Source organism: Peptoniphilaceae bacterium AMB_02, from assembly GCA_036321625.1.
In the GTDB taxonomy this organism is placed as follows: domain Bacteria; phylum Bacillota; class Clostridia; order Tissierellales; family Peptoniphilaceae; genus Microaceticoccus; species Microaceticoccus formicicus.
The window spans coordinates 403,932-428,973 of record CP143259.1; the positions used below are offsets into that span (position 1 = coordinate 403,932).

22 protein-coding genes are annotated in these 25,042 nt (G+C 34.6%); 20 read left to right on the forward strand and 2 right to left on the reverse strand.

All coding sequences use genetic code 11. The annotated features are described in order from the left end of the window. Positions 1–65: 65 nt before the first annotated feature. From VZL98_01995 to VZL98_02060, 14 genes are all read left to right on the forward strand, one after another. Positions 66–2,501 carry a cell wall-binding repeat-containing protein gene (locus tag VZL98_01995; GenBank protein ID WVH63750.1) on the forward strand — a complete coding sequence of 812 codons (2,436 nt, stop codon included), beginning with the start codon at positions 66–68 and terminating at the stop codon, positions 2,499–2,501. Between the two features lie 1,608 nt (positions 2,502–4,109). Next, positions 4,110–4,877 carry a CPBP family intramembrane glutamic endopeptidase gene (locus VZL98_02000; protein ID WVH63751.1) on the forward strand — a complete coding sequence of 256 codons (768 nt, stop codon included), beginning with the start codon at positions 4,110–4,112 and terminating at the stop codon, positions 4,875–4,877. Positions 4,878–4,881: 4 nt separating this feature from the next. Further along, positions 4,882–5,403, forward strand: coding sequence for a flavodoxin domain-containing protein (locus tag VZL98_02005; GenBank protein ID WVH63752.1), 522 nt, complete (start codon positions 4,882–4,884; stop codon positions 5,401–5,403). Positions 5,404–5,448: 45 nt separating this feature from the next. Further along, positions 5,449–7,281 carry an endo-alpha-N-acetylgalactosaminidase family protein gene (locus VZL98_02010; protein WVH63753.1) on the forward strand — a complete coding sequence of 611 codons (1,833 nt, stop codon included), beginning with the start codon at positions 5,449–5,451 and terminating at the stop codon, positions 7,279–7,281. A 171-nt stretch (positions 7,282–7,452) separates the two neighbouring features. Next, on the forward strand, positions 7,453–8,406 hold the full coding sequence (locus tag VZL98_02015; GenBank protein ID WVH63754.1) for a hypothetical protein: 954 nt from the start codon (positions 7,453–7,455) through the stop codon (positions 8,404–8,406). Between the two features lie 647 nt (positions 8,407–9,053). Next, positions 9,054–9,938 carry a pirin family protein gene (locus tag VZL98_02020; GenBank protein WVH63755.1) on the forward strand — a complete coding sequence of 295 codons (885 nt, stop codon included), beginning with the start codon at positions 9,054–9,056 and terminating at the stop codon, positions 9,936–9,938. 311 nt (positions 9,939–10,249) lie between these two features. Further along, positions 10,250–11,992, forward strand: a complete 1,743-nt coding sequence (locus VZL98_02025) for an ABC transporter ATP-binding protein/permease (GenBank protein ID WVH63756.1) — start codon at positions 10,250–10,252, stop codon at positions 11,990–11,992. Then, complete coding sequence (locus tag VZL98_02030) at positions 11,982–13,643, forward strand: ABC transporter ATP-binding protein (protein ID WVH63757.1); 1,662 nt, start codon at positions 11,982–11,984, stop codon at positions 13,641–13,643. The genes VZL98_02025 and VZL98_02030 overlap by 11 nt, the downstream gene beginning before the upstream one ends. 51 nt (positions 13,644–13,694) lie before the next feature. Next, a complete protein-coding gene (locus VZL98_02035) occupies positions 13,695–13,868 on the forward strand; it encodes a hypothetical protein (protein WVH63758.1) in 174 nt (57 codons plus the stop codon). 102 nt (positions 13,869–13,970) lie between these two features. Further along, on the forward strand, positions 13,971–14,369 hold the full coding sequence (locus VZL98_02040) for a YbaN family protein (GenBank protein WVH63759.1): 399 nt from the start codon (positions 13,971–13,973) through the stop codon (positions 14,367–14,369). Positions 14,370–14,498: 129 nt separating this feature from the next. Then, on the forward strand, positions 14,499–15,722 hold the full coding sequence (locus VZL98_02045) for an MFS transporter (protein ID WVH64529.1): 1,224 nt from the start codon (positions 14,499–14,501) through the stop codon (positions 15,720–15,722). Positions 15,723–15,790: 68 nt separating this feature from the next. After that, positions 15,791–16,234, forward strand: coding sequence for a class I SAM-dependent methyltransferase (locus VZL98_02050; protein WVH63760.1), 444 nt, complete (start codon positions 15,791–15,793; stop codon positions 16,232–16,234). Positions 16,235–16,263: 29 nt separating this feature from the next. Next, a complete protein-coding gene (locus tag VZL98_02055; protein ID WVH63761.1) occupies positions 16,264–16,428 on the forward strand; it encodes a hypothetical protein in 165 nt (54 codons plus the stop codon). A gap of 96 nt (positions 16,429–16,524) precedes the next feature. Next, positions 16,525–17,340, forward strand: coding sequence for an alpha/beta hydrolase (locus VZL98_02060; protein WVH63762.1), 816 nt, complete (start codon positions 16,525–16,527; stop codon positions 17,338–17,340). 274 nt (positions 17,341–17,614) lie between these two features. Here the strand turns inward: VZL98_02060 and VZL98_02065 are convergent, their stop codons facing one another. Next, positions 17,615–18,355 carry a leucine-rich repeat domain-containing protein gene (locus VZL98_02065; protein ID WVH64530.1) on the reverse strand — a complete coding sequence of 247 codons (741 nt, stop codon included), beginning with the start codon at positions 18,353–18,355 and terminating at the stop codon, positions 17,615–17,617. Beyond that, complete coding sequence (locus tag VZL98_02070) at positions 18,356–19,642, reverse strand: cell wall-binding repeat-containing protein (protein ID WVH63763.1); 1,287 nt, start codon at positions 19,640–19,642, stop codon at positions 18,356–18,358. 539 nt (positions 19,643–20,181) lie between these two features. Between VZL98_02070 and VZL98_02075 the strand changes: the two genes are divergently transcribed. The 6 genes from VZL98_02075 (at position 20,182) to VZL98_02100 (ending at position 24,610) form a co-directional block, all read left to right on the forward strand. Continuing rightward, the gene (locus VZL98_02075) at positions 20,182–20,610 is read left to right on the forward strand and encodes a YbgA family protein (protein WVH63764.1); all 429 of its coding nucleotides are present in this window, start codon (positions 20,182–20,184) and stop codon (positions 20,608–20,610) included. After that, positions 20,594–20,818 (forward strand): TIGR02328 family protein, encoded by a 225-nt coding sequence (locus tag VZL98_02080; protein WVH63765.1) that lies wholly within the window; start codon positions 20,594–20,596, stop codon positions 20,816–20,818. The genes VZL98_02075 and VZL98_02080 overlap by 17 nt, the downstream gene beginning before the upstream one ends. A gap of 510 nt (positions 20,819–21,328) precedes the next feature. Then, positions 21,329–22,636 carry a hypothetical protein gene (locus VZL98_02085; GenBank protein WVH63766.1) on the forward strand — a complete coding sequence of 436 codons (1,308 nt, stop codon included), beginning with the start codon at positions 21,329–21,331 and terminating at the stop codon, positions 22,634–22,636. Between the two features lie 810 nt (positions 22,637–23,446). Beyond that, positions 23,447–23,827 (forward strand): HIRAN domain-containing protein, encoded by a 381-nt coding sequence (locus VZL98_02090; protein WVH63767.1) that lies wholly within the window; start codon positions 23,447–23,449, stop codon positions 23,825–23,827. A 69-nt stretch (positions 23,828–23,896) separates the two neighbouring features. Then, entirely contained in the window at positions 23,897–24,049 is a 153-nt protein-coding gene (locus VZL98_02095) for a hypothetical protein (protein ID WVH63768.1), read from the forward strand. A gap of 6 nt (positions 24,050–24,055) precedes the next feature. Beyond that, positions 24,056–24,610, forward strand: a complete 555-nt coding sequence (locus tag VZL98_02100; GenBank protein ID WVH64531.1) for a nitrilase-related carbon-nitrogen hydrolase — start codon at positions 24,056–24,058, stop codon at positions 24,608–24,610. The last annotated feature ends 432 nt before the right edge of the window (positions 24,611–25,042 follow it).

Genomic DNA, 25,042 nt, shown 5'->3' on the forward strand with positions numbered 1-25,042 from the left:
TATAGGGTATAGATATTACTGTAGGAATAGTCTGAGTAGCAGACTAAAAATAAAGGAGGAATAATATGAATAGATTTAAAAAGTTAACGGCACTGTTATTGGTATTTGTAATGATATTTGCGGTTATGCCATTAAGTATGGCGAAAGCCGATGAACCGGTTAAACTGACAATACTTCATACCAATGATGTTCACGGAAATGCAGTAGGTGATAAGGCGGATGACGAGAGAGGTTCCAAGATAGGATTTGCTAGATATAAGACCTATATCGATGAAGTCAAAAAGGAAAACCAAACTCTTGTACTGGATGCAGGTGATTTACTACATGGAACAACTTTAGCGACCATTGACAAAGGAAAGTCTATGGTAGAACTGGCTAATGAATTAGGCATTGATGCATTTGTTCCCGGAAACCATGATTTTAACTATGGATCGGATAGATTAGTTGAGCTAAGCGAGTTAGCTGACTTCCCATTCCTAGCTGTAAATGTTTTTAAAGCTTATGATTTACTAGTTAAAGGTACCCATATATTTGAACTGGAAGGTATAAAAGTTGGAGTATTTGGACTAGCTACTCCTGAAACCAAGACCAAGTCAAATCCATTAAATACTGAAGGTATCGATTTTAAAGATACAATAGAAAATGCTAAAAACGCAGTAGAAGCATTAAAAGGCAAGGTTGATGTAATCATAGCATTAAGCCACTTAGGCATGGATGAAGCATCTGAACCAAATTCCAAAAAAGTTGCAGAACAAGTTGAAGGAATTCACTTAATAGTAGACGGTCACAGTCACCATAAACTTGAAAAAGGTGAAATGGTTAATAAAACCCTAATAGTTCAAGCACATGAACATTTAAAGAATATAGGAAGAGTTGACATAACTAAAACTGGAGATGAAATAAAACTCGAAGCTTCTCTAATTCCTTTTGAAACTGCTAAAGAATTTAAAGAAGATGAAAAAGTTTTAGAAATTCTTGATAAGATAAAAGAAGAAAATAAACCGATACTTGAAGCAGTAGTAGGAAAAACTAAAACCGACTTAGTCGGAGAAAGAGCAGTAGTAAGAACAGGGGAATCAAACCTTGGTCAATTGCTAACAGATGCCATGATTAAAGAAACAGCAGCAGATGTTGCAATAACAAATGGTGGAGGAATCAGAGCAACAATAAAAGCTGGCGAAATAAAGAGACAAGACGTCTTGACTGCCTTCCCATTCACTAACTACCCTGTATTACTTGAAGCAACCGGACAAAATATCATTGATGCACTTGAGTACGGTCTGGATGCTTATCCTGAGCAAGCAGGAAAATTCCCTCATGTTGCAGGAATGACATTTGAGGTAGACTTAAGTGGAGAAGCTCCAAAGGTTCTTAACCTAATGATTGGTGATAAACCTGTAGATTTAGAAGCTAAATACAAACTGGTTACTAATGACTTTATGGCAATCGGTGGTGACGGATATGAAATGTTCAAGGGACTTAAGAAACTATCTGAGCACGGACTACTATCAGAAGTATTGGAAAAATATATTACTGAACTTACCGGTGAAGATGAGTTTGAATATCCGTTAGAGACCAGAATTAAAATGTTAGAACCGAAACTACTTGAAAGAATATCGGGACAAAACAGATACATTACTGCAATCGAAGTAAGTAAAAAAGCATTTGATAAAGCAGATACAGTAATAATAGCCAATGGATTCAAGTATCCTGACTCACTGGCAGCTGGACCATTAACAGCAGTTAAAAAAGCACCGATACTATTAGCAGCTGAGAAATCAATAACAGCAGAAACCCTAGCTGAAATTGAAAGACTGGAAGCTAAGAATGTAATAGTAGTTGGTGGTGTATCAACAGTTGGTGAAGAAGTTGTAGAAGCTCTAAAAGCTAAAGGATTAGAAGTTAAGAGACTAGGCGGAATCAATAGATATGAGACAGCAGTTCTAATAGCGAAAGAAGTTGTTGGTAATGAAGCCATCGAAAAGGCAATTCTTGCAAGTGGAGAAAACCCTGCAGACGCCTTAGCAATATCATCATTAGCTACTAAGGAAAAACTTCCAATACTATTGACCTCAAAAGCAGCTCTAGCTAAACCGGCTGAAGATGCAATTAAAGAATGGAAACTTAAAGAAGTTGTAATAGTAGGTGGAGAAAGCACCATTGCAAAAGAAATAGCAGAAGCTATCCAGAAATTGGAAATAAAGACTGTAAGACTAGCAGGTGGAAACAGATTTGGAACAGCAATAGAAATCGCAAAAGCTGTCTATCCTGAAGCCAAAACAGCCTTATTAGCAGATGGATACGGATATGCAGATGCATTAGCACTAGCACCACTATTAGAAAAACATCAAGCACCATTACTACTTGTCCAAAAAGACACAATTCCTGAAAACATCCTAGGATATGTTACTGAAAGTGAAATGGAAGATCTTATAATAGTAGGTGGACCAAATTCAGTATCTGACAAAGTATCAGCTATACTTTACAAATTGGTTAAATAATACTAGAGATTAAAACTTAATAAAGAACAAAAAGAGATGAGTACACAATTGTGCTCATCTCTTTTCTCGTAGGAAGGAATAAAATTTACCATCCAAGAGTTGGATAGTGGTTTGGGAATAATTTTAAGGCTTTGAGAGCCTCCCTATGACGAGGGAGGTGGGTTTGCGGAGCAAACTAGGAGGGAGAGAAAACCTAGGCTGTAATTACTTTAGCGATATTGTAATTCCTCCGATTGAAAATGCATATGATTAATTTGGTTTTGGAAACAAAACTGGAAGTGTGTGGATAGTTTTTAATTTAGGGGGAGGTTAATTTAAATATAAAGGAAGAATTCTTCGAATTCCTTTTTTGTATATCTCTCCCTCAGTCAACGGAGTTGACAGCTCCCTTTCCAACCTAATCAATTGAGATGCTTCTCGAAATTATGATAGGTTTCATGCAAAGAATTCCCAAGAACGAAGTGATTGGCTAGAATTCGACTGTCAAAAGATGGACCGGAAAAAACATTGTAATAAGCAAGGGTCCGATTGCAATAAATGAAGTGTGGCAACCGCTTAGCCTCCTTCTGACGAGGGAGGTGGGTCGCCTAAGCGACTCGGAGGGAGAGAAATACAAAAAGCGACATCTTCACGTCGATACATTAAAAGTCTAACCTCAAACCTCTAACTTCTAACATCTAAAACTGTGAGGAGGGTCGCTAAAGCGACTCGAAGGGAGAGAAAACTCCAATCAACTATTATTTCTGCTTAGAGGTAGAGGAGCTGCCTCAGCTCCATTTTAGTATCCATTTTACCTTTGTGTTATGAAAGCTATTTTTCATCTAATATATATTAACATACAAACGTGTGTGGGCACTTCCTCTACTTCTTTCATAGGTTTATCTATAAGTCTTTGAGAGCCTCCATATGACGAGGGAGGTGGGTCGCATAAGCGACTCGGAGGGAGAGATTTACAAAAAAGCGACATGTCTACGTCGCTATCATCATTAACCGTAGATGAGTTGGATAGTATTACGGGATAAGTCGTGAGCCTGAAAAACTTAAATATTAGAAAAACTTTGTTCAATATTAGATTTTATCAACAGTCTAAACTTCACAATTATGTGGAGTTATTTTTTTGGAGACATAAAAAGAAACTTCAATACTAAAACAGGCTTACATGAACTCTAATGTTAAATTTTAGTAAAATAATTATTGATAAACTGAGGTTATGATAAAATATAAGTGATTAAATTATTATGAATATAGAATCGTTGATTAAAAAAGATTAGTTATACTATTAGATATAGGAATGCTGCTATTAATTCAGAGAATTACGAATTTTATTTCTTGGATTACTATTAGGAAATCATGCTACTCTAGAATGGGTAAGGCATAGCGTTAAAATGGGAACATAAAAACAGAAATAGGTATCTGTATTTCTATAAGATCCTATTTAATATTGCTGTTTAAAAATATGATTATAAATTTTAACTAGTTATAATAGAAATATGATGAATATCATATATAGTAAAAGATGTACCATTTTAAATTTCATTACCTTGAATTATTGGTATAAAATCGGTTTAGTATGGGATGCTTTATGGAAAACGGGAGGATAGATTAAGTATGAATGATGAATTGCAAAACAATGGAATAAAAAAGCCCATAGTTTTTTCAGTTTTACTTACCATATTAATACTGGTATTTCCCGTTGTTTCAGGAGCAATAATAACTATTTTTAAATTTGGAGAACTGAGAAGTAGACTAATCCAAGCGCTAGCTTTCATAATTGCAGGGATTATTGGCTGTATTATTGCAAAGTTAAAATTCGGTTCTTTGAAAGATGTCGGACTTAAAATAGTCCATATATCTGATTTAAAGGATTATCTCTGGTTTGCACCTATTATATTAGTTGAAATACTGCCGTTTTTTGCAGGTTTAAAGAGTGGCTTAAATCAATCCCTTATTCTGGCATATGTGCTTTTTACGATAGCTGTAGGATTTGCGGAGGAACTATATTTTAGGGGATTAATAGCAAATAGCTTTAAAAAAACTATATCATTAGTCCTATTTTCTTCATTCTTATTCTCAATTGGACATATTATGAATCTCTTGGCAGGTGCAAGTATTTTTGATACAGCACTACAAATAGTATTTGCATTTTTATTTAGAATCGTAGCGGTAGAGATAAGCTTTACAACAAAAAGTTTAGTCATTCCAATATTATGGCATACCGCTCACAATTTTATTTCCTTAGTGACGGCGAGCAACGACGGTAAATGGTCATTAATCATTGCTATTGCCCAAGGGACGATTTTACTTATATACGGAATTTATCTCTGGGTGAAGAAGATTAATACTGCGAGCATTTTAAGAATAAAAAAGGAGATTTAATCAAATGAAAATAATAGTAATCTATAATTCAGAAACGGGATTCACAAAGCGATATGCCAAGTGGATTGCTGAAGCTTCAGGAGCGGACTGCATTGAATACTCGGTTGCTAAAGATAAAAGTATGGATGATTATGATGCAATTATTTTCGGGGGATGGGCAAGTGCCGGCGGCATCAGTAAGCTAAAATGGTTTAAAGACAATATCGACAGATGGACAGGTAAAAAGTTGATTGTGTTTTGCGTTGGGGCAAGCCCCATCGATAATCCCGATATTGACCCTGCACTCAAAAAGAATTTTACAGAATCTGAGTACGATAGAGTGAATGTATTCTACTGCCCGGGTGGACTGAATTATGAGAAAATGTCTTTTAAATCAAAGTTTTTAATGAAAATGTTTGTGAAAACACTCAGTCTTAAAAAGAACAAAAGCGAACAAGAAAAAGAGATGGTAAAAATAGTTTCGAATTCTTACGATATCTCAGATATTAAATATATTGAACCGATATTGGAATGTTTAAAAGATTAGTAAAAAGTTTTGAATAATACATTAATATTGTGCAGGGGGCAAGAAATGAAATTATCATTTAATGAGAAAACACTGGGTATAAAGATTGTACATAATAATGAAGAATGGATGACGGTATCTGATTTTAGGCCGTCTCTTTTAATAAATCAGGAAAAAATATATATTGATGAAGCCGGCTTGATTGAACACTTTTATGGTGAAAATAGTAAATCAATTAAATCAGTCTATACATTCGAAGATTTTAGTTTTGAGACAAATATATGGATCAGTGGTATTGACGAAGTATTCTTTAAATGGGAGCAGATTAGAGAAGATGTTGCTATAGACAAGGTTTGTTGGCCGGGTCCTTTTGAATTTAATAGTTATGACAAAAATTGGATTACATTACTAAACTTCCAACAAGGTCTACTCATACCGAACACTTGGAAAGTAGAATTAGGGAAAATATATTTTGAAGGACTATTTAATACTGCCGCGGCAACAATGCCTTGGTTTGCTCAAATAAGGAACACAAATGGTTACTTGGCTACCTGCCTAACACCATGGGATGCCGGATATGATGCAGTTCATCCTAAAGATGGACCATACACCCATGTATCCTTTTATATGAATAAAAGCTTGGGGTCTATGAGTTATCCAAGGGTTTTCCGATATACATTTATAAAAGATGCAAGTATCACAACAGTAACTAAGAGGTATAGAAAATATGCCGAGGAAGAGCAAAAATTTAAAACCTTAACCGAAAAATCAGCTTCTTTTAGCAAACTTGATTCGCTGATTGGCTCAATGGTCGTCCATACCTCGATTAAAACCAATATACAACCTGAGTCACGTTTGTATAATCACGAAGCTCCTGAACAAAATAGCTTTATAAGGTCTTTTCATCAAGTAAAAGATTATATAAAAGAGCTTAAAAAACTTGGACTTGAGAAGGTATATGTACACCTGGATGGGTGGGCTGAGCCCGGCTATGACAACCACCATCCCGACTATAATCATCCATGTGAAAAAGCCGGTGGAACCAAAGGGATGGTAGAGTTGGTAGATACCATCCAAGGATTTAACTATTTATTTGGAATACATGACCAATATCGTGATTATTATTTAAGAGCACCAAGCTTTACTTGGGATAAAGCCGTAATGCTTGAAGATGGAACCCATCCGGAGCATGCAAACTGGGCAGGAGGTAAACAAACCTACCTTTGCAGTGACTTTGCACTTGCTTATGTTAAGAGAAATTTTAAATGCTTAAAAGATATGGGAATTAATCTCGATGCAGCTTATCTGGATGTATTTACATGCAATGAAGCAGATGAATGCTTTAATGAAGACCATGTAGTATCAAGAAGGCAAGGCTATGAGAACAGATTGTCATGCTTTGAATATTTAAGAGAATCAGACATCCTATCAAGCTCAGAAGAGATGAACGAGTGGGCTTTAAATTCCTTGGTATTTTGTCACTATGCACCCTATGATTTTATGCTGAGAGAACCTGGAGCTCCAAAGTACGGAATTCCGGTCCCACTGTTTAATCTAGTCTATCATGACTGCGCTATAATACCATGGATGATGGAAAAACACGAAGAGGAAGATTATTTTCTTTATGCCATTTTAAATGGTGGAATTCCATACCTTAGAAGGGATGGAGCATATCAGAATATAGACGGATCCTTTGATTCTGACAACCTTCCTTTTAACGAGCATTTAGAAAGATGCAAAATCGTCAATAAGCTCCATGAAAGAGTTGCAATGAGTGAGATGACAGACTTTAAGATATTAGATGAAGATGGATTTAAGCAGCAGTCTACATTTGATGATAAGATTATTGTATCCATAGATTTAAAAACGGGCGAATATAGTATAAAAACAAATAGCTAGTAGCTACTAACGTATAAAGATATAAGATTTTAAGGGGCGATTATTGTGAATTTATGGTTAATCAGTTTGATTTTTTCAATTATCTTATTTATTTTTATTTTATTTAAAAAATTTCAGAAGAAGTGGATAAAAGGACTTCTCATATTAACATCACTATTATTGGTATTATTTATGGCTTTTAAATATACCATACCATTAAACTCCGCACCAAAACCGAGTGGAGATAGAGAAGTTCTCACCGACACGATTTACTACAGTCATAAATCAGCACTCCCTGAAATGTTGACAAGTGATAATGAAAGAGAAATCCCTGTAAGCGTATGGTACCCAAGTGATATAGGCGAAGAAAAACATCCACTGCTCTTGTTTTCACACGGTTCATTTGGTGTAGCTTCATCCAATGAGACTATGTTTTTAGAATTGGCATCACGTGGGTATATCGTAATGAGCTTAGATCATCCACACCATTCCTTTAAAACCACTTTATCTGATGGAAAAAGTGTGATGGTAGACTTCAAATTCATGCAAAATGTAATGGCAAGTCAAGGATCCGAAGACTTAGAAGGCACCTTAAAATCACTAAATAATTGGTTACAGATTAGGCTAGAAGACATCAACTATGTATTAGATAAATTACTGGATGATGAAAACGACAATGATTATGAACGAAATATCGATAAAAACCGTATAGTTTTATCCGGTCATTCACTTGGAGGATCAGCAGCACTTGCAATAGGTCGAGAAAGAAGCACGGAAATTTCATCACTAATTATTTTAGAGTCACCTTTTATTGCTGATATTGTAGGTATTGAAGGCAACGAATATATATTCACTGATGAAGAATATCCATTACCGATACTTCACTTCTATTCGGATTCACTTTATGAGAAAATTGATGAGATTACAACCTATACCATGAATTCCAGAATAATTAAAAGTAAAGACCCTAAATTTACCAATGTTCATATAAAGGGTGTCGGCCATATAGGTCTCACAGACATGGCACTAGTCTCACCAATTATTACCAATTTAATAGACGGAGGTCTAAACAAACGCCATGCACCGGAGACACTATTAGAAATGAATGAATATGTGCTGGAGTTTTTAAATAAGTACAATGATTAAGATCTATCTACTGAACGGGAGCAGACTACTGCTTCCGTTTGTTTTAATTGTGGTTGGCTGTAAATTCTTTGAGAGCCTCCCTATGACGAGGGAGGTGGATTTGTGAAACAAATTCGGAGGGAGAGAAAACTCCAATCAACTATTATTTCTGCTTAGAGGTAGAGGAGCTGCCTCAGCTCCATTTTAGTATCCATTTTACTTTTGTGTTATGAGAGCTATTGTTCCTCTAATATATCAACATACAAACGTGGAAGTGGGCGCACTTCCTCTACTTCTTTTATAGGTTTATCTATGATTCTTTGAAAGCCTCCCTATGACGAGGGAGGTGGATTTGTGAAACAAATTCGGAGGGAGAGAAATACAAAAAGCGACATCTTCAAGTCGCTACTATAAAATTCTAACCTCAAACCATGTACATCTGCTTCTTGGGTAAATTTCATGCAAAGATTTCCTAATATTTCAGCATTAAAATAAATAAATCCTATTAAATGTTTTTTTATATGGATAATGGGTAAATAGACAATATCACTAGTTAGTGATAATTATGTTTTCTCTAAAATATAATGACTTTAGACCTTGTGAGTTTTTAAGGCGGATTTAGGATGAATACAAAAAATAAAATACAATTATAAAATTAGGAGGATAAAATGAGTTTTAGAGCAATCGAAAAGGTGTTTAGGAATAATCATGCTCATTGGGTGGGAGATGGTTTTCGGGTAAAGCAGTATTTTCCATTAAATCAACCGGAAACTTTTTATCAGAGGTTTTCGCCATTCATTCTGTTAGATTATAACGAACCTTTCTTTTTTAGAGCGACTCCATTCGAAGTTGGTGTCGGACCTCATCCACATCGTGGATTTGAAACGGTAACTTTTGCTTTTGCAGGGAAAGTTGAACATGGTGATAATCTTGGGAATAGCGGGGTTATTGAACCGGGAGATATTCAGTGGATGACTGCAGGTGGTGGGATTTTGCACAAAGAGTATCATGAAAAGGAGTTCTCTAAGAAAGATAGAATTCTTCACATGATACAGTTATGGGTCAATCTGCCTAGGAAAGACAAGATGACCAATCCAAAATATCAAGCAATTACAGCAGATCAAATGGGAAAATACTTTTCAGAGGATGAAAGGTTTAAACTAATAGTATACGCCGGCGAAGTTAATGGCATCAATGGACCGGCTTCAACTTTCTCTCCGATGAATATATATAAAGTTGATATAGCCAAAGGGAGGACAGAAACATTCCTAGAGCCTGCAGATTATAATACTGGGCTACTAGTATTAGCTGGAGAAGTAAAAATAAACGGTGATTCTTCAGCTAAAGCCACAGATTTTGTCCTATTCGAAAATGATGGAAAACCATTTAACATCACCGGGGTCGAAGAACACTCGGAAGTTTTCATTCTAAGTGGGCAGCCATTAAATGAACCGGTTGTACAATCAGGGCCGTTTGTCATGAGCACTAGAGAGGAGCTTAGACAAGCTGCACATGATTTTAAGTCAGGTAAATTCGGAAGTCTGGACTTCTAAATAGTATTATTTAAGATAGTAATATTTACAGATTAATAAATAAATCTAACTAAATTGGAAATCAAAAAGAATAATTAATACTGTGAGGATGATAAAATATAATAAATTCAATCATAGACCGGAAGCTAAAAACTACCGGTCTTTTCTACTTTCATGAATTTATGTTTATTATTAAAACTAAATTAATAATTTACAATTGATAATAATTACCGATTAGTTTTGACTTTATACCTCGATTTCAATATAATAAACTCATAAAGTTAGTTTGCATTAACTAATTCAGCTAAAAACATTTTACAAGGAAAGAGAATATGATTAATAGTAGACTTATTAAAATAGTTGATAAAAGTGTGAAGTACATATTTGCAAATGTTGCATTTCAATGGTTTTCTCTGGTAAGTAATATCGCCATAATATTCATAATAACATCGCTACTAGAAGGATTATATAAGAACAGTTTAGAGAGTTCTAAGCTTATCTTGTCCTTAGTATCGCTGATAATCATTTTATTAATTCGATTTATATGTACTAAAATGGCAGCGCGCATGTCTTATCACTCGTCGCAATCTGTAAAGTCAATACTTAGGGATCGAATCTATGAAAAGGTGCTAAGACTCGGTTTGAACTATAGGGAGAAGGTATCTACGGCTGAAGTGGTGCAAATTGCAGTAGAGGGAGTTGAACAGCTGGAAACTTATTTTGGTGCTTATTTACCACAATTGATTTACAGTATGTTGGCACCACTGACCCTATTTATCGTTGTGTGTTTTATAAGTGTACCGATAGCATTAGTTCTTCTAGTATGTGTGCCACTGATTCCAATATCAATTGCAGTTATTCAAACAATTGCCAAAAAACTCTTTTCTAAATATTGGGGAGAGTATACCCAACTTGGTGACAGTTTTTTAGAGAATCTTCAAGGATTGACTACCTTGAAGATTTACTGTGCAGATGATTACAAACATAAAGAGATGAATGAGCATGCTGAGAGTTTTAGGAAAATTACCATGAGAGTTCTCACCATGCAGTTAAATTCCATAATATTAATGGATTTTTTTGCCTATGGGGGAGCAGCGCTGGGCATAATCCTGGTAGCTAATGGACTGAATAAGGATGCGATAACCCTATCAGGTGCAATTGCAATTATTCTCCTTTCAGCAGATTTTTATATTCCTATGAGATTACTGGGAAGCTTTTTTCATATTGCCATGAATGGTATGGCATCTGCTGACAAAATATTTAATCTATTGGATATGCCGGAAGGCAGAATTATAGGGACTAGAGAATTTCCGAAGGAAGCTTCCATTATGTGCCGAGGTATGTGCTTTTCTTATGATGGAAAGCGTGAGATTATAAAAGACCTGAATATTGATTTTTCAAGTGGTAGTTTTACTGCCATTGTAGGGGAATCAGGCTGTGGTAAATCCACCATTGCATCCATACTCATGGGAAGGAGTACCGGTTATAAGGGATCAATCACCATCGGGGGAATAGAATTAACTGATATTAAAGATGAAAGTCTTATGAAAAACATTACTTATATAGGTCATGAGAGCTACTTATTTAAAGGCAGCGTTAGGGATAATCTCTATATTGCCAATCCTAATGCAACTGATGAAGATAGATGGAAGGTGCTAGAGCAGGTAAAATTAGCGGATTTTCTAAGAGAAGAATCAGGACTTGATACAATGCTTTTAGAAAGGGCATGCAATTTATCCGGAGGACAAAGACAAAGGCTTGCTTTAGCAAGAGCACTTTTACATGACTCTCAAGTTTATATATTTGACGAAGCAACTTCAAATGTAGATGTAGAAAGTGAAAACGAAATAATGGAGCAGATATATGCACTGGCAGAGTTGAAAAAAACAGTGATTTTAATTACTCACAGACTGGCCAATGCAAATAGAGCGGAAGTGATTCACTCAATAGTGAATGGTGAAATCGTGGAGTCGGGGTCTCATAATGAGTTAGTAAACGCTAATGGTGTATATGCCAAACTTTGGCATACACAGCAGTCTTTAGGGAGATATGGAGATGGACAATATGAAATCTAACAGAACTATGTATAAGATAGGTTTGAATTTGATAGGTATTGTAAAGCCATTGATGGGACAAATGTTTTTTGCTATACTGCTTGGTACTTTAGGGCATATCAGCGCTACATTAATTCCCGTTCTAGGAGTCGTAATTATCACAGATATCCTGGGAATAGGGATAGGTATCGGTGGAAATCACCTTTTAGTATTCGTAATTATGCTGGCTCTCTTAAGGGGTATATTTCGTTATGGAGAACAATATCTGAATCACTACATAGCTTTTAAACTGCTGGCTTTAATTCGGGATAAAGTTTTCTATGCACTAAGACGTCTTTGCCCTGCAAAACTCGAAGGCAAAGACAAAGGAGACCTTATTTCTTTAATTACATCGGATATAGAACTACTGGAAGTTTTCTATGCACATACCATCTCTCCGATTGCTATAGCAATAGCCATGGCAATCATAGTTGCTTCAACGATGGCAAGTTTTCATCCACTTCTTGCATTAGCATCATTGACGGCTCACTTTATAGTGGGAGGATTAATTCCGGTTATTACAGCAAGGCTTGGAGGCGACAGTGGTATTAAATATCGTACCGGCGCAGGAGAATTAAGTGCATTTACACTCGACAGTCTACGTGGACTAAACGAAACATTGCAGTACTCAGCAAGTGAGAATCGTCAGAGTCAAATGAGAATGAAAACCGATGAGCTTTTGGCGACTGAAAAGAAGATGAAAGAATCAGGCGCTATCGCATCTGCAATAACTCAAACTACTATACTGGGTGCAGATCTTATATTCTTATTTATCGCAGCAGTATTGTATATCCAAGGGAATATCAGCTTTTCGGGACTGTTAATCAGTCAAATACTCATCATGAGTTCCTTCGGTCCTTTTATATCACTGGCAAATTTGGGAAGCGGTCTTCAAAATACTTTTGCAGCCGCAAATCGTATTCTAGATATCCTTGAAGAAGATCCTGTTTGCGAGGATATCGGTGGTTTAGACCATAGAACTTTTAATGGAGCAAAAGCTTTAGATATAAGTTTTTCTTATGATGATGAATTGATCCTAGATGGGATATCAGCGGATTTTCCAAAAGGAGAAATAATCGGAATACATGGCAAAAGCGGAAGTGGGAAGTCGACACTACTTAAATTACTTATGAGGTTTTGGAAAGTGGACGACGGAGAAATCGTCATTTCCGGAGAAACAATAGAAAATATCAACACTCAGGACTTACGGGATATGGAGAGCTACGTCACTCAAGAGACGCATCTTTTCAGCTCTAGTATCTCAGATAATCTACGCATTGCCAAAAGGAATGCAAGCCAAAGTGAACTCGAAGAGGCTTGTAAAAAAGCATCGGTTCATGACTTTATTGCAAAACTGCCGAGTGGTTACGAAACAAAAGTTGGAGAATTAGGAGACAGGCTATCCGGAGGAGAGAGACAGCGAATTGGTTTGGCACGCGCTTTTCTACACGGAGCTCCATTGGTCTTACTGGATGAACCAACCAGTAATCTAGACAGTTTGAACGAAGCAGTAATACTAAAGTCAGTCGTGGAAGAGAAGGAGAATCGTACAGTCATTTTGGTAACTCATAGAGAATCAACAATGAGCTTAGCTGATAGAGTATATAGTGTAGAACACGGAAGAGTGAGCTGATGGATATCGATAAAAAGCGCGAAAATGAAAAAGAAATCGTAAAAAAGATGATTGAGATTTACTGCTGTAAAAAACATCACACCAGCGGTGAAATATGCAAAAGCTGTGATGAACTATGGAGATATGCTGCCAGATCTACTGATAGATGTCCTTTTATGGAGACTAAAAGCTTTTGTTCAAATTGCAAGAGACCATGCTATTCAGAAGAAATGCTTAAAAGAATGAGAGAGGTCATGCGTTATTCCGGACCTCGTATGCTTTTTTATTATCCACTGGAAGTTATAAGGCATTTGTTACAAAGCAGGAAAAAATTTCGGAGGTGAAAAAATGCCAATCAAAAGAGTTATTTATATTACTATAGGTTGTGTTGGTCTTGGCTTGGGAGCAGTAGGAGCAACGATTCCTCTTTTGCCGTCGTTTCCGTTTCTAATGGTAGCTGCAGTATGCTTTGGCAAAAGTTCTGAAAGACTTAACAATTGGTTTACAGGAACTAATCTCTATAAGGATAATTTAGAATCTTTCGTTCATGGTAGAGGTATGACATTAAAAGCCAAAATTCGTATGATACTTGTAATTACAGCGACGATGGCACTTGGCTTTATTATGATGGGAAAGGTTCCTGTCGGAAGGATCATACTTTCAATTATATGGGTATTTCATATACTATACTTCATCTTTATAATTCCTACCATAAATGATGAAGAAAAAGAGGAAAAAAATAATTAGTAGTGAAGTGGTCGAATTATTTTTATTCAAGATAGAATCTATAGATTTTTAAACAAGTGAAAATTTAATTAAGGGGGTGATATCCAATTGAAAGACTCATTTAAAAAGCTACAAAAAAATAGTAGTTATGTGTGTTATTGGTTTGCAACAGCTTTTTCTATGGGGGCAAGTAATGTATTACAATTTGCATTAGCATTATATGTACTTGAAATGACGGGTTCATCCGGTGTTTATGCCTCGATACTATCAATTATTGTTTTTCCGCGAATTCTTCTAACACCTATTGCAGGGGTAATAGGTGACAGGAGAAGAAAAATAGAATTGATTAAATCACTCAATTTCATAACGGTAATCATAATGGCAATATTCTCTATATATTCATACTATATGCGTGATTTTCAACTTTTAATGGTATATTTATTAGTTATAATACTGGAGATAATAGAAGTATTCTATCAAGCAGCAGAAAGTTCAATACTTCCGGAAATTATTGATAAAGAATTATTAGGCGAAGCAGCTACTCTAGCTAAAATTGACGATGGTATAGTCTATGTAACAACACCATTATTAGGAGCATTACTTTATAAAAACTTTGGGATAACCGGATCATTCATAGCTGTTGCATGTTTATTAGCAGTAGCTACTTTTCTAAACATATTTATTAAAACACCAAACGAAGCTCCCCTGGTTAAACACGATAGCAGCGATGTAAAACAGTATTGGGTGGAGTTTAAAGAAGGCATTGAGGAACTTAAAAAGGATAAATTTATTAAAAATTTCGTCTTTATTTCTCCTGTAATCAATTTATCTTTTTCAGCTGTATTTAACGTAGTAATCACATTTCTACTCTTGGAGATATATGGAACATCAGAGTATATCTACGGTTTATATAGAGCGATAACTGCAAGTATGGTATTGATAGTTCCCTTATTGGTTTTACCAATTGTTAAAAAATGCAGAACAGAAGTACTACTTAAAAATTCGTCATTAATAATCTCTATATGTATATTTCTTATTGCAGTAGCCTCATATATTGGAATAAATGGAAATGAGAAAGTGCAAGTTATTACGATTTTTGTGATAGCATTCCTGGATTGTATTACGATTGCTAGTGTAATGCCACTTCATCTATCGATATCCGTATTTTATCAAAAAAATATTAAAGATGAATACCGAAGTAGAATAATGTCCGTTTCAAGAATGTTAAGCTTATCATCAATACCTATAGGTAGTATGTTCTACGGTTTACTAACAGACCGTATACCAATTTATTATTGCTTGGCAATAGGAGCATTAGGTGTATTTATAGTATATCCCTATATAAAACACCAGTTTAGAGAAGAAATTATATAGATTGAATTAATAAATATCTACTCTATAAAGAACTCATAAATATGATAAAATAAAGAGGAGGGAAATTTATGAAGAAGATTAAAATTGAAAAGAACACAGTGCAGGAGACTCTAATCGTACCTTTATATGGTAGAAAGATGTGTACAGAAAAATTCCCGACTCTGTATTCAGACAGCTTTGCAGTTGATTTTTGTAATAAACTGGATTATGACTTCTCTGACCTGGAGAAAAAAAGAGATAATGTACTATATGAATTCGGTGGCTTAGAAGCAGCCATGCGCCAACTGGCCATGAGATGGGAAATAGCAGAGTACTTAAAAATTCACCCCAAAGCTTCCGTAGTCAACTTAGGATGTGGACTTGATCAGACAGGAAGAGTCCTAGACAATGGAACTTGTAAAACTTACAATTTGGATTTTCCGGACATTATCAAAATACGAACAGATCTTATGCCGGTAGGTGACAGGGAAGAGAATATACAAACAGATTTAAGGGATTATTCCTGGATGTAAAAGGTTTATTTTATCTAAAAGATATAAGCATGCTCGAGAATTGGTCAAATAAGATTAAAGCATCCGACAAAGGATATATGCTTGGATACTACGATTTAAAAGAATATGGAATACCTAAAATTCATCGCTTCCTTTCTAAAATAGGAGATGGATTATTGGGCATGAGAATTATAAGAATGGAGTTTCTGGAATAAAGATATTTGAAGCAGCAATACCAAGTAAATACTGAATAAAACCTAAAGAGTACAGTATTTGAGAATATCTATAGTAAAATCCAAAAGAGGTATATGATGATATATAATGCAAAAAACGGAAATATAAAAATTGAGAATACCGAGATGGAGTATGTATCTTTCGGATCAGGGGACAAATACTTAGTAATCATACCTGGTTTAGGTGATGCACTAAAAACTGTTAAGGGAACAGCCGTACCATTTGCATGGATGTATAGAAAATTTTCTGATGAATATTCGGTCTACATATTCAGTAGAAAAAATCATTTAGAAATGGGATATTCAACATCAGATATGGCAGATGAAGTTTCATATGCAATGAATCAATTAGGGATAGACAATGCCGATATCATTGGAGTATCTCAAGGCGGAATGATAGCGCAGTATTTAGCCATTAATTATCCTGACAAGGTAGATAAACTCGTACTTGCTATAACAGCCTGTAGAAAAAATGAAACCCTGGTAAAGACTATAGATAAATGGATAGACTATGCTAGAAAAAATGATTATAAGAATTTAATCCAAAACATAAATGAGAAAACATATACGGAAAAACGCTTAAAATACAATGCTCTAATGTACCCAATCCTAGCAAAGTTTTTAAACCGTGAGAAAATGGAGAGATTTATTATTCAAGCAAATGCATGTAAGGAGCATAATGCATGGGATGAAATAAACAAAATCCAAGCAAAAACACTAATATTGGGTGGAGCTGAAGATAAAATAGTGGGAAAGGAAGCTGCAGCAGAGATGGCATCTAGAATTCCCGCAAATATCTTGAAAATCTATCCCAATCTAGGACATGGGGCTTACGATGAAGCAGCAGACTTTAATAAGGTGATTTTAGAATTTTTAAAAAGTAATGGACTTTAAGTAAAGCAAGTGTCAGAAACAAATCTATCCTGACACTTGCTTTTTTATTTTAGAAACCCTATAAAAGGGCAGTGTTTTAAACCGTCAATATCTTATCCTCATATTGCCCCGAAGTATGAATATAATAAACATAATCAATGCTCGCTGACTCATTTAATGAATTAGTTAAGCGAAAAGGACCTATCATTTCGACAGGTCCTTTGTGTTATATTACTACATCAGCTTTGTTATAGTACGATTTACTTAAATCTAAATCTAATGCATTAATCATTCATTATCTATACTCAAGAACAACCCCTGCATCAAATGCTTTCGGATCAACAACTGTTCCCGTCTTTAAACTAACCTTTGTCAATTTATTATTTGTAAAGGCATTAGCCTTAATTTCTGTCACTGAATCAGGAATTACAAGAGATTCTAACTCATTAACATTAAAAGTACCTACTTCAATGACTTTTAAATTATTTGGCAGTACCAGAGTTTTAATCTTATTAAGATCAAATGCTCTAGGTCCGATTTTTACAACACTGTTTGGAATAACAAGAGATGTTAACTTATTAGCTCCAAATCCACTTTCGTTGATAATCTCTATACCTTCATTAAGTACCAATTCTTCCATAGTATTTTCTGCAAATCCTCTATAATTGATTTCCTTAACATTTCCCGGGACTTCAAGTTTTTTTATTTTATTTCTGAAGAAACCATATTCTTCAATCTTCTCAACACCGGTTGAAATATTTAATGTACTGATATTATTAAATGCGAAAGCTCCCTTTTTAATCGTTTTAATTGAAGTTGGAATTGTAAGAGCTTTTATCTTATTTTTCTCAAAGGCATTGTTTCCAATTGTAGTTAGACTATTAGGGAGAATTAAATTTTCTATAATATTATCTCTAAATGCACTATTATGAATAGTATGAATATTCTTAGGTAGTACCAATTTACTAATCTTATTACCTCTAAAAGCTTCGCCATCTATTATCTTTATATTTCTGGTAAGGGTTATATCTGTTATTCAGCGTGATTTGAAAGTATTTCCTCCTATTCGTTCAACTTTCTCAAGATTTCCACCCCATTCCATTTTTTCAGGAATTACAACTGATTTAGGACCATTATCCCGATAAAAGTTTATGGCAAGGATGGAGTCTGTATTTCCTAAGAAGAAATTGAATGCATCGGTTTGTTTTCTCCAAATTGCATAAACATCAAGGTCCTTGTCATGAACTTTGGTTTCGAAGTCAATAACTTCTCCCGTATCGTCAGATTTGGTATTCCACTCTATAAATACATGTTCCTTAAACTCAACATATGGTTCATCTACTTTTTTACCGGCTTCAATCTCTTTGGTTAATATTCCACCACTTCCATCATTTAAATGCACAAAAACTGTAACGGTCTTATCTTTAATTGATATTTCAGATACAACTGCGTCGGAGACAGAATTTTTACCGCCAACGATTATAACCTTACTTACCTTGTTTCGGATAAATTCTTTTACTTCAGGATCAAGTGCATTCGGATGAGTTAATAGAATAGGTGCATGGTGTGAACTAGCTAAACTGATAGCAGATAAAGCATCGGGATAATTGGTACCGTCTACTAAGACTATCGTTTCGGATGTGAAGCTTGTACCAGGATAAGTATAATTCGCAAGATTCAATGCAGTCTTATACCTATTAGTACCGGCTATTCTTTCACCAAGGTAACCAGGTAGTGGCAAGGATGAGGTGCCACCTAGAACCACCTGTTTATCAGCTGTTACTTTAGGAAGCTCTTGTTTATCAGATAGTGCTAATGAGTATATACTAGCTGAAACTATAGTTCCTGCAGCCAATGCATCAGGATAATCAAAAGCATTAACATAAATAGTGTCATTTGTTATACCAAAAGTTCTAGCTTTTTCTATAATTTTTATAGCTGTTTCAATACGATTAGAACCACTTAGTCGTTCCACTTCGCAAATCTTCTTTACTTCATCTTCTACAGCCTTTGTGATTGTATTAGTTCCTCCTAGTATATAGACTTTACTAACATTCAAACGGTTTAGCTCCGCCTTTGTACTCGCATCAAGTTTATTTGAAGGAGTTAGTAAAATAGGAGATTGTAAAATTGTTGCCAACTGACTACCGGCCAGTGCATCAGCATATGTTTCTCCGCTAGCTAAAATTACGTTAAATGATGTTAAAAAATTACCTTTACTAATTTCAACAGCTGTTTCATACCTGTTAGCTCCGGATATACGTGTAATCGTCGGTGGTGCGGCTTGTGCTGTTATAGGTACAAGCACACTTAGTATCATCATCAAAGACAGCAATATTGCAATAAATTTCTTTTTAATAGTACCTCCTATTGGTTGTAGAAACCTTAATTTAATCCATCCCGATATTCGAAAGCAACATAGTAAAAATACTAAAAACACGTGCCATTTAGGATGGTTTCCTGCAGAGTTAAACTCTGAAATTCAACTTTTCAAAAGGGGTAATGCTATTGTCAACTTTTATAAGAGTATATCCGAAACAAACAGGATAATTATTAACGATAATGGAATTAGATGCGCATTTATAATGCGTTTACATGAACAAATATAAGATGGATCATTATCCGAAAAATGGAAAACGAAATTTCTAAGCAAATATCTATTAAACGGAATAAATGAATATTTAACATATTCCTTTACTCAACCATATTATAATAAATATACTTTCATGTGTCAATGTAAGATGTTAAAATCCTACAAAACCGAGATAAAAGAGACATTACTTTTTTATGATATAATATTATAAATAACTAAAGCAGAAATAAAGAAACATACTTAAATACAATCTAAAGAGATGTGATTTTATGAAAAGACAAGATGTTTTAAAGAAAGCGCATTCTGACCATAGAAAAGAATGTGAAGAAATATGGGCGAAAAACAAATATCTGGTACTTAGTAAATCTCAAAAAATCTATAAGGAGATTAGAGAATACTTAAAAAATGATAATATAGACATTTCACATTTAATTGAACAAATCGATGCAGCAAAAAGAATGAAAGAAAATAGAGGAGAATGCGTAAACGCATTTTATCATATTTGGGGTTATTTTAAAAAGGAAGCTACTACCAAGGAGAAGAATGATTTTTTTTATCTAATCGAAGCCTATTTAAAAAACGAAAAAAACAAGGCTGATATAATTAGCTTTATAAAATCACTATTGTTAAAGTATCCAAACGACTATATTAAAAATTCTACTTTAATGGAGAACGAGAATAATGAGACTATGGCATGAAAAATTAATTATACTATTACCAAGAAATCAGCTTTTAGGGCAACACAGAGAATGCTGTGCATTAAGAGGTAAGGGATGGGGTAAAAAACATTCAACGGTCGACTATGTTTTTACCTACTCTCCATATTTACTATATAAATACCATCAGCTAGTAATGAACGAGATGCAGTCCAGAGGATATAATGTAGCGAGCGATTGGCAGAATTAAGACTATAGAGGTAAAAACATTGAGGGATATGAAGATCTAATAATTGTAGAAACAAATACCCCAATATATAAAGAACATGATGATGAGTATCTTGAAGAATGCATCAGAAATTTGGAAGAGAAAAATATTTTTATAAAAATGGAATAATATCCAATCTAATTGAACTGATGTGATTATGAAGGGAAATATCGTGTAGTAGCAATATTAAAGATTTAGAGTTTTTTTTGAAAAACTTAATCCTAATTATAGAACAATATACAGTCCAGGCAGCGCATGCTGCCTGGATATTTTTATGCAATTAAAGCAGTATAAAAGCCCATTGTAATTCTCTATTTAAATCATTTTGTAAAGAGGAGAAATTCTCGAATAAAAGGGTATATAGTGTATAAGAATTAAAGTATATCGTCCATTTTATGTAAACATACTTTAGAGGGAAAAACCAAGTGATTAGAGATTACTAAAACTACTGTATAAAGAGGTGAGAACATGAAGTTGAGAGTCCTTATATTAATGCTACTTTCAGCATTATTACTACTTAATGGTTGCAATCCTAAAGAAGGAGACAAACAGATAGTAAATTCAAAGGAAGAAAACAAAGAAGAAGACAAAGAAAAAGACAAAGAGAAAGACAAAGAGAAAAAGAGTGGAGAAGAAAATATAAAAGACAAAGAAGAAGAAAAAGACAAAGAAGAAGAAAACGATAAAGAGGAAAAGACTGAAGATAAAAAGAAAGACATAGAAAAGAAAAACGACGAAAACAAGAAAAAAGAAGAAAACCAAGATGAGGATGAACCTGTGGAAGGGAGAATTCTGGAAATCGAGGAATACAGAGAATTACTTGAGAACTATTCCAAAATAATCTCAAAACGGGTTGAATCAATAAGTATGGAAGGGATTGCAGGTGTATTTGAGCAGATTTATAATAAAAAAGTCGATGAAGCTCTGGAAAGCATAGGATATTCAATACAAGACATCAGCGGTGACGGTGTTCCCGAATTATTAATTGTCATTGTAAGTGAGAAGGAAGATAATAAATTCAAAGGACATGAAACTATAGCAATATATACGATAAAGGATAAAAAGCCTCATTTAACTCAAGAAGGTTGGGCGAGAAGCAGGTTTATTTATCAGGGGGATGGGAAATACTATTACCAAGGATCTGCCGGTGCAATGTACTCTTTCTTCGGTAAATTCACGATATCCAAGACAGGGGATATTCTTGAATGTAACGACTTTTACTTTACCAGCGATAAAGATGATAACCCTGAAGAAAAAGCATATTATCGCAACACACTCGGAACGATGGACATTCCTAATTCAGAAGAAATTAATATAAGTGAAAATGAATTTTGGAACATAGCCAAAGAAATGAGTGAAAAACCGGTAAATATCGAGTTAATTCCATTCTCCAGATACGAGGAAAAACTAAAAGGCATAGACAGCTCACCTGAAATCAGAGTGAACTGGGCAGGTACGGAAGTTGAGAGTTATGAAAATCTCCACGAATTTGTCTTAGATAGAAATGAAAGCAGCGTAAGACTTTTATTCACAGCAAATAAGACAGTTAAAGATTTTAAGTTCCTAAACCTCGAAGTACTAGATACCAGTCAAGATGGTAAAATGAAATACAAAATAAAAGAAGTCTACGAACTGGAAAAACTCACACCTCAAAAACCGTTTCTTGCCACAGTAGTATACTATGGGGACCTAACAACCTATGGAATCTCATACCACGATGATAGCGGAGATAAAGTTGTATATGCAGTAAGAGTAAGTGGTGAAGATGGAGCGATATCGCTGCAGAAAATTGAACAGTAAGTATATAAGCTCTGTTTATGGAATATAGAATGAGTTAAACCAACTGTAGAAAAACCCTAATTTAGAATAGGGTTTTTCTGTTGCTTTATTTTTTAAAATTCTATCTGATGGCAGTTGAATTTAGGCTAATGACCTTATTCATTTAATGGCTCCATCTTTTGGCAGTCGAATTCTAGCCAATCACTTCGTTCTTGGGAATTCTTTGCATGAAACCTATCATAATTTCGAGAAGCATCTCAATTGATTAGGTTGGAAAGGGAGCTGTCTGCGATAGTTGACTGAGGGAGAGATATAAAAAAAGGAATTCGAAGAATTCTACTGCTTTATTTCAAACTCACGACTAATCCCACACAACTATCTAACTCCACCGGTGAGCTGTCAACTTGGTTGACTGAGGGAGAGACATACAATAAAGAATTCGAAGAATTCTACTGTTATATTTCGGACTCACTACAAACTACCACCAAACTAACAACTATTTCCACACTTCCACGTTTGTTTCCAAGATTAATTTAATTATACTCATTTTCAATCGGTGGTATTTCAATATAGCTCATGTAATTGCAGCCTAGGTTTTTCTCTCCCTCCGAATTTGTTTCACAAATCCACCTCCCTCGTCATATGGAGGCTCTCAAAGTCACAATGTAAAAAGCACATAAAAATGGAGCTGAGGCAGCTCCTCTACCTAAAAATTAGAAGTATAAAGCATTATGTGTTAAAGTAAGAAGTGAATAATTATAATTATACTAAATTTACCAGCTAAAAAGACAAGGTCTATTCTTTCAAAGATAATTTTTAGCTTGGTTTTGAATGATAAAAAGAAAGGGTGTAAATATGGACAATAAAGAAATCATAGAAAAGTATAAATATGTACCATCTAGACATGTAGATGATTTTCATCTTGCAGGATTTGCATACTATGATGGCTTAGAAGTTATAGAAGAATTGACTCTAGGGCAAAAGGTGGAACTGGTAAGAGAGCTTGATAATCCTTATGATGAAAAAGCTGTAGCAATATTTTATAAAGGTAAAAAGCTTGGATATATACCATCAAGTCATAACTCGTTTATATCAACACTATTATTCTATGGACATGGAGATATATTCGAGGCTCAAATACAAATGGTAAATACAGAGGTGCACCCGGAAAGACAATTTCGAATTGTTGTAAAAGTTAAAGATAATAGGTAGTTACTAACTATAATTTGGTTAGAATAATATTTTTGTGAGGTAATTAAAGTGATATGTGCTTTAGCATCTATGGGATTTATTAACGGGGATGTGCAATACAAGAAAAAGGTTATTATCGATACATTGATAATGTGTTCGAAGAAAGCGGATATTGTGATATTTGGAGAAGCATTTTTACAAGGTTTTTATGGGGCTACTTTTGATGTTGAACATGATTTTTAAATAGCGATTTCGCAGGATGACTCAATCATTAACGAAATTTGTTCAGTTGCAAAACAGTATGCGACTGCTGTATCCTTTGGATTTATAGAAAAAACAGAAACTTGCTTTTACAGTTCGCAAATTACAATTGGTTCAGATGGAAGAGTCATTGACCTATATCGTAGAGTTTCTCCAGGTTGGAAAGAACCTTTTGCTCCAGATATATATTGTGAAGGTAAGGGATTCCATACTTTTTCCTTTATGGGAAGAGACCTTTTGGTTGGCCTATGTGGTGACTTGTGGTTTGATAAAAACATCGACCAAGTGAAACAATTACGACCTGATGTAGTCTTATGGCCTGTGTATACCGATTTCAATTTCAACGAATGGAATAATTCAGTAAAATATGAGTATGCATCTCAAGCAAACAAATTCTGCGATACCGTATTGTATGTCAATTCCTTTTGTATAGATAAAGAAGGAGATGAATTTACAAAAGGAGGTTCGGCACTTTTTAGAAATGGCAACATCAGCCAAGAAATTCCTTCTGGTAGTGAAGGTATTCTTTTAGTTGAGATTTAATGTGATAGGTCAATTTAAGTTTGTAGCTCCCTATATCAAAAATAACCCTAAATCTGATATCGAGGAGAATGTTTGAGAACTAACCCTATGAGGAAGAAGTCGTATGCAAGGGATTGCTTGTTATTCAGAGGGTAAAACCAGTAATAAATAGGGTTTCATAGCTTCCACAAAATTTATTGAGTACATCAATATTAAAGTTTATTCAAAAGTCATGGCGAGAAGTAAATAAAAACAATCCTAAATTATTAAGTAGTGAACTGAATGATTTTTTGTTATTTAATTCCTATTTTATCGACCGATACTTAAAAATAAATAATAACATACAAGCGATTAGAAAACAAAAATCTAGTCGCTTTTTTTGGTCTTATTGACTAACGCTTTAATGCGAATACGTGTAAAAAACCATCAATTTGTGCTATAATATATGTACTG